The following is a 9,382-nucleotide window of genomic DNA, read 5'->3' as shown; positions in this document are numbered from 1 at the left end:
CCGCTGCGGCGGGCGCGGGGGCCCGGCGGAAGCGGGCCTTCGGGGTCGGGACAGCCGTGGTCATGCCTCTAAGGTGCGGGTGCGGGATCTCGTAGCACAAGCGAGATTCCGTGAGAGTTATCGCGTAGCATCGCTTACATGTTGAACCTGGAGCGCCTGCGCACCCTCTCCGCCGTCGCCCGGCACGGCTCGGTCAGTGCTGCGGCCGAGGGGCTGCATGTCACGACGTCCGCCGTCTCGCAGCAGCTGTCCAAGCTGGAGCGGGAGGCCGGCCAGCAGCTGCTGGCCAAGAACGGCCGCGGGGTGCGGCTCACCGACGCGGGCCGGCTGCTGTCGGAGCATGCCGACCGGATCCTGTCGCAGGTCGAGGTCGCGCAGGCGGATCTGGAGGCGCATCGCGGGCAGGCGGTGGGCGAGCTGCGGGCGGCGGCGTTCCCGACCGCGGCGCGCGGGCTGTTCCCGGCGGCGCTGGCGTCGCTCCGGGCGGAGCATCCGCAACTGCGGGCGCGGCTGCAGGAGATGGAGCCGGACGCGTCCGTGCCGGCGGTGGTGCGCGGGGACGCGGACATCGCGGTGGTGCTCGACTGGTACAACAAGCGGCTGCCACTGCCGGCGGGGCTGGCGCGGGAGGCGGTGCTCGACGACGTGGCGGATGTCGCCGTACCCGCGGATCATCCGCTCGCGGGCCGCGCCGAGGTCGATCTGGAGGACTTCGCCGAGGACGACTGGATCTCGTGGCCGGACGGCGAGTTCTGCCATGACTGGCTGATGTTCACGCTGCGCGGGAAGGGGATCGAGCCGCGGATCGCGCACACGGCGGAGGAGCATCACACGCAGCTCGCGCTGATCGGGGCGGGGCTCGGGGTGGCGGTGACGCCGCGGCTCGGGCGCGGTCCGGTGCCGGAGGGCGTGCGCTGCATTCCGGTGCGGAACACGATGCGGCGGCATATCTACGCGATCTGGCGGGCCGACGCGGACCGGCGGCCCTCGATCCGGGCGGCGATCGCCGCGCTGCAGATGGCGGGGGCAGGGCTCGCCGGCTAGATCTTCCGGAAATCCCAGGACGTGATCGACTCGGGCTTCAGGCGCAGCCACGCGTGCCGGCCGTCGTGGGGGAGCGAGTCGACGCCGAAGTTCTTGCGGTAGAAGAGCGGTTCGACCGCCTCCAGCTCCGGGCAGGGCTCGCCGGTACGCGGCGCCTCGCCGACCCGCTCGACCTTGCCGGACAGCTCGGCGCCGCGCAGCTCGCCGTACTCATGGCCGGCGTCGACCACGACCGACACCCGCGGATCGGCCTGCAGTTGGGCCCAGCGGCGGCTGCGGGTGATCGAGTACAGCCACAGCGCCTCGCCGTCCCAGAGGAACCACAGCGGGCTGACGTGCGGGGCGCCGTCCGCGCCGACCGTGGCCACTCGGCAAGTGCGCTGCTCCGCGAGGAACGCGTCCAGTTCCTGCGGGGACATCATGATCCGGCGGCCGCGCTTCTGCTCCCCGGTGAGGGCCATGAACGTACCCGCCTCTCCTGCGTCTGGTATCTGACACTGCGTCAGGTAATCATGTAGGCTCTTCGGTCCACGGGACAAGGGGGGTACGTCATGGCGTCGGACGACCGGCTGGCCGAGCAGCTCGATCCGGCCACCTGCGTGCTGCTCACCGTGGAGTGCCAGAACGGCGTCGTCGGCAGTGACAGCGCACTGCCCGAACTCGCTCGCGCCGCCCGTGAGTCCGGCGCCCTGGACCGCGTCGCCCAGCTCGTCGCCGGCGCCCACGAGACCGGCGTGCAGGTCATGCACGCCGTCGCCGAGCGCCGCCCGGACGGCCGCGGCGCCAACCGCAACGCCCGCCTCTTCCGCGCCGCCGAGCGGCTGCCGGTGCAGCAGCTGTCCGGCACCACCGCGGTACGGCTCGCCGAGCCCATCCCGCTCGCCGACGAGGACCTGGTGGTACGGCGGCTGCACGGGCTCTCGCCGATCGCCGGCACCGACGTGGACGCCCTGCTGCGCAACCTCGGCTGCCGCACCCTCGTCGTCACCGGCGTCTCCGCGAACGTAGCCATTCCGAACGCGGTCTTCGACGCGGTCAACTTGGGCTATACGGCCGTGGTCCCGGCCGACGCCCTCGCGGGCGTGCCCGCGGACTACACCCCCGTGATGGTCCGCAACACGCTCGCGCTGGTGTCCACCGTCACCACCACCCGCGACGTGCTCGCCGCCTGGAAGCGGCCGCCGCGCGGACAGCGGACCGGCTGATCAGCCGCGGGTCAGCTTTCCGCCCTCGGCCTGCACCTGCACCTTGGGCAGCGGCTTGGTGGCGGGCCCGTTCTTCACGCTGCCGTCGGTGATCGCGTACTTGCTGCCGTGGCAGGGGCAGTTGATGGTGCCGCCGGCCACGTCGCCGACGGTGCAGCCCTGGTGGGTGCAGACGGCGGAGAAGCCCATGAACTTCCCCTCCTCTGGCTGGGTCACGACGACCTTCTCGCCCTTGAAGACCTTGCCGCCGCCGACCGGCACCTCGGACGCGCTGCCCAGCGCCTTCCCGCCGGACTCTGGCTCCTCGCTCTTCTCCTCCTCGGGAGCCTCTTCCTCCTTGGGCTCTTCCTCCGGCGCCGCGTCGTAGCCCGACCCTCCGCCGGAGTCGCCGTCGCCACAGGCGGCGAACGCCGCGGCGAGCCCCGCCGCGCCGACCGCCGCGACGACGGTCCTGCGGGCGGTGACATGCGGTGGTTTGCGGTGCTGCGTCATCGGTGGCCTCCTGCCGTGGGGACGGTTCACCCCTCGGATACGCGGCGGAGGACCGATGCGTTCAACGCCTCACGACGCGGGCCGGACGGCCAGGTCTTCCAGCGTCGCCCGGTCGAAGCGCGGGCGCGCGCCGAGCCGCGCCACGGTGTCGGCCGCGGCGGCCGACGCCAGCGGGGCGGCGTCCGCCACGGCGAATCCCTGTGCCAGCAGCGCGGTCAGCGCGCCGATGAGCGCGTCACCGCCGCCGGTGGGATTCACGCTGCGGACGGGCAGGTGCGGCAGCCGGAGTTCGAGCCCCTCGTCGCCGACGACCACATCGCCGTCCGCTCCGGCCCCTACGATCACCGTGCCCGGGCCGCGTCCGCGCAAGTGCCGTGCCGCCGTGAGGCCGGTGCCGAAATCCGTAACGGGGCGGTCCGCGAGCGCCGCCGCCTCCGTCGCGTCGCACCGCAGCACGTGGGTGTGCTCCAGCACGGCGGCGACAGTGCCGGGGTCGCCCGAGCCGTCCACGATCACGGTGGCGCCGTGCTCGTGGGCGACCCGGCAGACGGTCGTGGCGGTGTCCTCCCGTACCGCCGTCGACAGCAGCACGTACGCATGATCCGCGCACCGCGCGGCGATCGTGTCCGCGGCGGGCGACAGCAGCTCCGTGGCGCCGGCCGCCTCGACGTAGCGCCGTCGGCCGCCGGGCTCGACCAGGTGCACGATGTGACCGGTGGGCCGGTCGGGCGTGACCTCGACCGGTGATACGTCAACGCCGAGCGCGGTGAGTTCGCGGCGGGCGGCCGCGCCCGCCTCGTCGGCGCCGATCTGGCCGAGCAGCGCCACCCGGGTGCCGAGCGCTGCGACGGCGACGGCCGGATTGGCGCCCTTGCCGCCGGCTTCGATACAGAACTCCCGTACCCGGGCCGCGTCTCCGCGCCCGGGGAGGGCGTCGATCAGCACGGTGATGTCGCGCGCGACCGGCCCGACCGCGAGCACGCCGCCGCCGCGCCGGTCCTTCAACGGCTGCCCGCCACCCGCTCCTCGACCGGCGCGAACAGCGCCGCCGCGGTGGCCGCGTGCTGCGTGCGCAGCGTGGCGAGCTGCTGCCGGGCGCGGTCGATGAGCTCCGCGAGGCGGCCGGGGTCCAGCCGGGAGTCGCCGTCCGCGACCGCCGCCAGGGTCTGCCACAGCCGGAGCTTGCCCTCGACGCCCAGCTCCAGTGCCTCGAGCTCGATCAGCGTGCTGAGCCCGGAGCGGCGCAGCAGCCGTCCGTTCGGCTTCAGCCTCGCGATCTTCTCCGTCGCCCAGGCCGCGCACCGCTTGTACCGGCGCACCGGGATGTCCAGATCCGCCATGATCTCCAGCAGCGTCTCCCGGTCTTCCTCGATCTCGGTGGCGAGGAGGACGAGCGCCCCGTCGGCCGCGGACCGGGGATGGGTCTGCGCGGCCCGGCGCGCGAGCCCGGCGCCCGATGTGGCGCCGGCCAGATGGTCGTTGAGATAGATCGCCAGCAGCTTCCGGGCCGGGCCGCCGGCCGGGAACGCCGGTTCGGAGGTCGCCATGGTCGCCTTCCGGATCGCGGACGTGCACGGTCGTCGGCCGGGTGCCCGCCCGACCTCGTACGAAACGGTGCTCGGCCGGGCCGAAGGGCCGTATAACCTGGCCAAATGCTCAGAGAGGTGACAGCGACGCGCTATGTGACGCCCCTGCGGGAGGGCGGGTCGCTCCCCGGGATCGTCGAGGGTGACGATCTCGGTACGTACGTCATGAAGTTCACCGGCGCGGGACAGGGCCGCAAGACCCTCGTCGCCGAGGTGATCTGCGGGGAGCTGGGGCGGCGGCTCGGGCTGCGGGTGCCGGAGCTGGTGCGGATGCAGCTCGATCCGGTGATCGGGCTCGGTGAGCCGGACGAAGAGGTGCAGGACCTGCTGAAGGCCAGCGGCGGGCTGAATCTCGGGATGGACTTCCTGCCCGGCTCGATCGGCTTCGATCCGCTCGCCTTCGAGGTGAGTGCCAAGGAGGCGGGGCAGGTCGTCTGGTTCGACGCGCTGATCAACAACGTCGACCGGTCGTGGCGCAATCCGAATCTGCTGCTCTGGCATCAGCAGCTGTGGCTGATCGACCACGGCGCCACGATGATCTGGCACCACAGCTGGAAGAGCGCCGAGACCGCGGCGGCCAAGCCGTACGACGCCTCCGACCACGTGCTCAGCTCCTTCGCCCCCGACCTCGACGCCGCGGCCGCGGAGCTCGCGCCGCGGGTCACCGAGGAGCTGCTGACCGAGGTCACCGCGCTCGTCCCCGACGAGTGGCTGGCCGGCGAGCCCGGCTTCGACACGCCGGACGAGCTGCGCGCCGCCTATGTGCGCGCCCTCCTCGCCCGTACGGACATCCGCGACCGCATCGTCCTCGGCGAGCGCAGCGCGGACGGCCCGTCGAAGGTGCCCGCCTGGCTGGCCAGTGAGCTGCCGCAGAGGGGGCGCAAGTGAAGCGGGACGTCTTCGAGTACGCGCTGCTGCGCGTCGTGCCGCGGGTCGAGCGCGGGGAGCAGATCAACGCCGGGGTGCTCGTGTACTCGCGAGCGAAGTCCCTGGTCGCGGCCCGTACCCACCTCGACGAGGCGCGGCTGCTCGCGCTCGATCCGGACGCCGATGTGGCGGGCGTGCGGGCCGCGCTGCGCGCCGTCGAGGGCGTCTGCTGCGGCGGCACGGAGGCCGGGCAGGCCGCGGGCGACGACGCCGGACGGCGCTTCCGGTGGCTGATCGCGCCGCGGTCCACGGTCGTGCAGCCGGGTCCGGTGCATACGGGCCTGACCGCCGACCCGGAGGCGGAAGCGGACCGGCTGCTGGAGCTACTGGTGCGTAGCCCCACACAAACCCGCCGTTGACAGGGCGCCACCGGACTTCTAGCGTCACCTCTGCTGAGCGTACTAAGCGGTTGCTCATCTAGCGGGCTCATCCAGGGCGAGGAGAGAAGCAGCATGTCCACCACGGAACAGCGGGTCGCGATCGTCACCGGCGCGGCCAGGGGAATCGGCGCCGCCACGGCCGTCAGGCTGGCGGAAGAGGGCCGGGCCGTGGCCGTACTCGATCTCGACGAGGCGGCCTGCAAGGACACCGTCGAGAAGATCACCGCGGCGGGCGGCAAGGCCATCGCCGTCGGCTGTGACGTATCCGACAGCGCGCAGGTCGAGGCGGCCGTCGCGCGCGTCGCGGCCGAGCTGGGTGCGCCGACCGTGCTGGTGAACAACGCCGGCGTGCTCCGCGACAATCTGCTGTTCAAGATGAGCGCCGACGACTGGGACACGGTCATGAACGTGCACCTGCGCGGCGCGTTCCTGATGTCCAAGGCCTGCCAGAAGCACATGGTCGACGCCGGCTTCGGCCGCATCGTCAACCTGTCGTCGTCCTCGGCGCTGGGCAACCGCGGGCAGGTCAACTACTCGGCGGCCAAGGCCGGTCTGCAGGGCTTCACCAAGACCCTCGCCAAGGAGCTCGGCAAGTTCGGCGTCACCGCCAACTCCGTCGCCCCGGGCTTCATCGTCACCGAGATGACCAAGGCCACCGCCGAGCGCGTCGGCATGGGCTTCGAGGACTTCCAGGCCGCGGCCGCCACCCAGATCCCGGTGCAGCGCGTGGGCCGCCCGGAGGACATCGCCAACGCCATCGCCTTCTTCACGGGCGAGCAGGCCGGCTTCGTCTCCGGCCAGGTCATGTACGTCGCCGGCGGACCGCTCAACTGACGAGGGAGACGACGATGACTGAGCTCAGCGGAAAGGTCGCGCTCATCACGGGCGCGAGTCGTGGCATCGGATACGGCGTCGCCGAGGCGCTGGTGGCCCGCGGCGACAAGGTGGCCATCACCGGGCGTAATGAGGACGCCCTGAAGGAGGCCGTCGAGAAGCTCGGCGCCGACCGGGCCATCTACATCGCGGGCAAGGCGCACGACGAGGCGCACCAGGTGGCGGCGGTGGAGCGCACCATGGAGGCGTTCGGCCGGGTGGACTACCTGGTCAACAACGCCGGCACCAACCCGGTCTTCGGGCCGATCGCGGACGTGGACCTGGCCGTCGCCCGCAAGGTCTTCGAGACCAACGTGATCTCGGCGCTCGGCTTCGCCCAGCAGACCTGGAAGGCCTGGCAGTCCGAGCACGGCGGCGCCATCGTCAACATCGCCTCGGTGGCGGGCGTCAGCGCCTCGCCGTTCGTCGGCGTGTACGGCGTCAGCAAGGCCGCGATGATCAACCTGACGCAGCAGCTGGCGCACGAGTTCGCGCCGTACGTCACGGTGAACGCGATCGCGCCCGCGGTGGTGAAGACCAAGTTCGCGACGGCGCTCTACGAGGGCCGCGAGGAGGAGGTCGCCGGGAAGTACCCGATGGGGCGGCTCGGCGTACCGGCCGACATCGGTGGCGCGGCGGCGTACTTCACCTCGGAGGCGTCGGCGTGGGTCACCGGTCAGACCCTCGTGATCGACGGCGGGCTGTTCCTCAACGCCGGGGTGGCGTAGCGCTGTCGGTGACTGTCAGTGGCGTGGCATAGGGTTTTGCGCATGCTGCCGGAATCCTGGATGCCCGTGCTCGGCGCGGAGCTCGAGAAGCCGTATTTCAAGGAGCTCACGGAGTTCGTCGAGCACGAGCGCTCCCGCGGGCCGGTCTATCCGCCCCGCGAGGAGGTCTTCGCCGCCCTCGACGCCACGCCGTACGAGGACGTGAAGGTGCTCATCCTCGGCCAGGACCCGTATCACGGGGAAGGACAGGGCCACGGCCTGTGCTTCTCGGTCCGGCCGGGGGTGCGCATCCCGCCGTCCCTGCGGAACATCTACAAGGAGCTCAACGCCGACCTGGGCGTCCCCGTCCCGGACAACGGCTATCTGATGCCCTGGGCCGAGCAGGGCGTCCTGCTGCTCAACGCGGTGCTGACGGTCCGCGGCGGCGAGGCGAATTCGCACAAGGACAAGGGCTGGGAGCGCTTCACGGACCGGGTCATCCACGCGGTCGCGGCGCGCAAGGACCCGGCGGTCTTCGTCCTCTGGGGCAATTACGCGAAGAAGAAGCTCGGCCTGATCGACACCGACCGGCATGTGGTGGTGCAGGGCGCGCATCCGTCGCCGCTGTCGGCGAAGAAGTTCCTCGGGTCGCAGCCGTTCTCGCAGATCGACGCGGCGATCGAGCAACAGGGGCATACGGCCATCGACTGGCGGATCCCGAATCTGAGCGCTTCGTAAAGCCGTTGCCGGGGCGCGTGGGCGCGGGCAGGATCGGTGGGCATGACGGACACCGAGAGGCGCGCCCCCGACGGCTTCGACCCCGACGTTCTCGCCTATTACGAGCAGGGCAAGGAGGACCGCCGGCTGCGCGGCGAGGGCCATGCCGGTGCCCGGCTCGAGTTCTTCCGCACCCAGGACGTGCTGCGCCGGGTGCTGCCGCCCGCGCCCGCCCGGGTGCTCGATGTCGGCGGCGGCAGCGGCGTGCATGCCGAGTGGCTGGCCGCGGACGGCTATGCGGTGGACCTGATCGACCCGGTGCCGCTGCATGTCGAGCAGGCGTCCCGGCTGCCGGGCGTGACCGCGCGGGTCGGCGAGGCGCGGCAGCTCGACGCGCCCGACGCCACGTACGACGCGGTGCTGGTCATGGGCCCGCTCTACCACCTGACCGAGCGTGCGGACCGAGTGCGGGCGCTGGCGGAGGCGCGCCGGGTCGTACGGCCCGGCGGACTGGTCGCGGCGGCGGTGATCAGCCGGTACGCGGCGCTACACGACAACCTGCTGACGGGCAACTACTTCAACCCCGAGACGCGGGAGATGATCGACCGCTCCACCGTGGACGGGCTGTTGCAGGCCAAGCGGCTGTTCACCACGGCCTATCTGCACGATCCCGCGGAGCTGGCGCCGGAGTTCCATGAGGCCGGGCTCGGCGAGGTCGTCTTGCGCGGACTGGAGGGCGCGGCCTGGCTGATCCGGGAGGTGGACGACCACCTCGAACATCCCGAGCGCCGGGCCGTCGTGCTCGACGCGCTGCGCGCCGTCGAGACCGCCCCGTCGCTGCTCGGCGTCAGCGGACACATCCTGACCACGTCCGTACGCCTCACCGAAAGCGCGGCCGCCGGAGGTTAGCGTCGTACCCGTGCGCGACGAAGCGGAAGCCGAAGCCGAAGTGCCGATGCGGATCGGGCAGGCCGTCATGCTGCACCGGGGCGGTGACCGCGCGATGGCGCGGGAGCGGCTCGGAGGGCTGTGGACGGAGCTCGGCGCGGACGGCGACGCCGTGCAGCAGTGCATGCTGGCGCACTATCTCGCCGGGGTGCAGGACGATCCGTACGACGCGCTCGCCTGGGATCTGCGGGCGCTGCAGGCCGCCGCCGGGGTGGCGCACGAGCCGGCGGTCCGCGGCTTCTACCCGGCGCTGTACCTGCGGCTCGGCGTGGACTACGCGCGGCTGGGACGGCTCGCGGAGGCGCGCCGCGAACTGGCGCGGGCGCAGACCAGCGCGGCTCAGGCCGGGGACGGTGACTTCGCGGCGGGGGTACGGGCGGGGATCGGGCGGCTTGCGGCGCGGCTGGAGGCGGCGGCGCAGTAGCGGGACCTAGTCGGCGTGGTCGCCGTACGCATCCCGGCAGATCTCCGCCTGCTTGCTGCCCGCGGGCCACTGGCCGTAC

General features: G+C 72.3%; 13 protein-coding genes. 9 read left to right on the top strand and 4 right to left on the bottom strand.

Annotation, left to right across the window (positions count from 1 at the left end; translation table 11 throughout):
- Positions 1 to 138 precede the first annotated feature (138 nt).
- Positions 139 to 1,044 (top strand): LysR family transcriptional regulator, encoded by a 906-nt coding sequence (locus tag G5C51_RS36445; RefSeq protein WP_165244232.1) that lies wholly within the window; start codon positions 139 to 141, stop codon positions 1,042 to 1,044.
- Here G5C51_RS36445 and G5C51_RS36440 read toward each other — a convergent pair.
- Positions 1,041 to 1,505 carry a pyridoxamine 5'-phosphate oxidase family protein gene (locus G5C51_RS36440; protein ID WP_165244230.1) on the bottom strand — a complete coding sequence of 155 codons (465 nt, stop codon included), beginning with the start codon at positions 1,503 to 1,505 and terminating at the stop codon, positions 1,041 to 1,043. The genes G5C51_RS36445 and G5C51_RS36440 overlap by 4 nt on opposite strands.
- 90 nt (positions 1,506 to 1,595) lie before the next feature.
- Between G5C51_RS36440 and G5C51_RS36435 the strand changes: the two genes are divergently transcribed.
- Complete coding sequence (locus G5C51_RS36435) at positions 1,596 to 2,249, top strand: isochorismatase family protein (RefSeq protein ID WP_165244228.1); 654 nt, start codon at positions 1,596 to 1,598, stop codon at positions 2,247 to 2,249.
- Here the strand turns inward: G5C51_RS36435 and G5C51_RS36430 are convergent, their stop codons facing one another.
- The 3 genes from G5C51_RS36430 to G5C51_RS36420 all read right to left on the bottom strand — a co-directional run bounded on the left by G5C51_RS36430 (position 2,250) and on the right by G5C51_RS36420 (position 4,288).
- On the bottom strand, positions 2,250 to 2,741 hold the full coding sequence (locus G5C51_RS36430) for a Rieske (2Fe-2S) protein (RefSeq protein ID WP_165244226.1): 492 nt from the start codon (positions 2,739 to 2,741) through the stop codon (positions 2,250 to 2,252).
- A 69-nt stretch (positions 2,742 to 2,810) separates the two neighbouring features.
- Positions 2,811 to 3,746 carry a PfkB family carbohydrate kinase gene (locus G5C51_RS36425; protein WP_165244224.1) on the bottom strand — a complete coding sequence of 312 codons (936 nt, stop codon included), beginning with the start codon at positions 3,744 to 3,746 and terminating at the stop codon, positions 2,811 to 2,813.
- The gene (locus G5C51_RS36420) at positions 3,743 to 4,288 is read right to left on the bottom strand and encodes a hypothetical protein (protein ID WP_165244222.1); all 546 of its coding nucleotides are present in this window, start codon (positions 4,286 to 4,288) and stop codon (positions 3,743 to 3,745) included. Before G5C51_RS36420 ends, G5C51_RS36425 begins: the two co-directional genes overlap by 4 nt.
- Positions 4,289 to 4,393: 105 nt before the next feature.
- Between G5C51_RS36420 and G5C51_RS36415 the strand changes: the two genes are divergently transcribed.
- The 7 genes from G5C51_RS36415 (at position 4,394) to G5C51_RS36385 (ending at position 9,303) form a co-directional block, all read left to right on the top strand.
- Positions 4,394 to 5,215, top strand: a complete 822-nt coding sequence (locus G5C51_RS36415) for a HipA family kinase (RefSeq protein WP_165244221.1) — start codon at positions 4,394 to 4,396, stop codon at positions 5,213 to 5,215.
- A complete protein-coding gene (locus G5C51_RS36410; protein ID WP_165244219.1) occupies positions 5,212 to 5,613 on the top strand; it encodes a DUF3037 domain-containing protein in 402 nt (133 codons plus the stop codon). The genes G5C51_RS36415 and G5C51_RS36410 overlap by 4 nt, the downstream gene beginning before the upstream one ends.
- A gap of 93 nt (positions 5,614 to 5,706) precedes the next feature.
- Positions 5,707 to 6,468 (top strand): 3-oxoacyl-ACP reductase FabG, encoded by a 762-nt coding sequence (gene fabG / locus G5C51_RS36405; RefSeq protein WP_165244217.1) that lies wholly within the window; start codon positions 5,707 to 5,709, stop codon positions 6,466 to 6,468.
- 14 nt (positions 6,469 to 6,482) lie between these two features.
- Entirely contained in the window at positions 6,483 to 7,235 is a 753-nt protein-coding gene (locus G5C51_RS36400; protein WP_165244215.1) for an SDR family oxidoreductase, read from the top strand.
- A 42-nt stretch (positions 7,236 to 7,277) separates the two neighbouring features.
- A complete protein-coding gene (gene ung, locus G5C51_RS36395) occupies positions 7,278 to 7,952 on the top strand; it encodes a uracil-DNA glycosylase (RefSeq protein ID WP_165244213.1) in 675 nt (224 codons plus the stop codon).
- 42 nt (positions 7,953 to 7,994) lie between these two features.
- Positions 7,995 to 8,840 carry a class I SAM-dependent methyltransferase gene (locus G5C51_RS36390; RefSeq protein ID WP_165244211.1) on the top strand — a complete coding sequence of 282 codons (846 nt, stop codon included), beginning with the start codon at positions 7,995 to 7,997 and terminating at the stop codon, positions 8,838 to 8,840.
- Between the two features lie 10 nt (positions 8,841 to 8,850).
- Positions 8,851 to 9,303 carry a hypothetical protein gene (locus G5C51_RS36385; protein WP_338118433.1) on the top strand — a complete coding sequence of 151 codons (453 nt, stop codon included), beginning with the start codon at positions 8,851 to 8,853 and terminating at the stop codon, positions 9,301 to 9,303.
- The last annotated feature ends 79 nt before the right edge of the window (positions 9,304 to 9,382 follow it).

Origin of the sequence: Streptomyces coryli (genome assembly GCF_011044975.1) — a bacterium.
GTDB classification, from domain to species: Bacteria; Actinomycetota; Actinomycetes; order Streptomycetales; family Streptomycetaceae; genus Streptomyces; species Streptomyces coryli.
The sequence above is the reverse complement of the archived record's forward strand: the minus strand, read 5'-3'. Positions and strand labels throughout refer to the sequence as shown.

Excerpts from the sequence above, each read along its gene's own strand:
- G5C51_RS36415 (WP_165244221.1), top strand. The coding sequence starts at position 4,394 with ATGCTCAGAGAGGTGACAGCGACGCGCTATGTGACGCCCCTGCGGGAG.
- G5C51_RS36430 (WP_165244226.1), bottom strand. The coding sequence starts at position 2,741 with ATGACGCAGCACCGCAAACCACCGCATGTCACCGCCCGCAGGACCGTC.
- G5C51_RS36420 (WP_165244222.1), bottom strand. The coding sequence starts at position 4,288 with ATGGCGACCTCCGAACCGGCGTTCCCGGCCGGCGGCCCGGCCCGGAAG.
- G5C51_RS36440 (WP_165244230.1), bottom strand. The coding sequence starts at position 1,505 with ATGGCCCTCACCGGGGAGCAGAAGCGCGGCCGCCGGATCATGATGTCC.
- G5C51_RS36435 (WP_165244228.1), top strand. The coding sequence starts at position 1,596 with ATGGCGTCGGACGACCGGCTGGCCGAGCAGCTCGATCCGGCCACCTGC.
- G5C51_RS36400 (WP_165244215.1), top strand. The coding sequence starts at position 6,483 with ATGACTGAGCTCAGCGGAAAGGTCGCGCTCATCACGGGCGCGAGTCGT.
- ung (WP_165244213.1), top strand. The coding sequence starts at position 7,278 with ATGCTGCCGGAATCCTGGATGCCCGTGCTCGGCGCGGAGCTCGAGAAG.
- fabG (WP_165244217.1), top strand. The coding sequence starts at position 5,707 with ATGTCCACCACGGAACAGCGGGTCGCGATCGTCACCGGCGCGGCCAGG.
- G5C51_RS36390 (WP_165244211.1), top strand. The coding sequence starts at position 7,995 with ATGACGGACACCGAGAGGCGCGCCCCCGACGGCTTCGACCCCGACGTT.
- G5C51_RS36445 (WP_165244232.1), top strand. The coding sequence starts at position 139 with ATGTTGAACCTGGAGCGCCTGCGCACCCTCTCCGCCGTCGCCCGGCAC.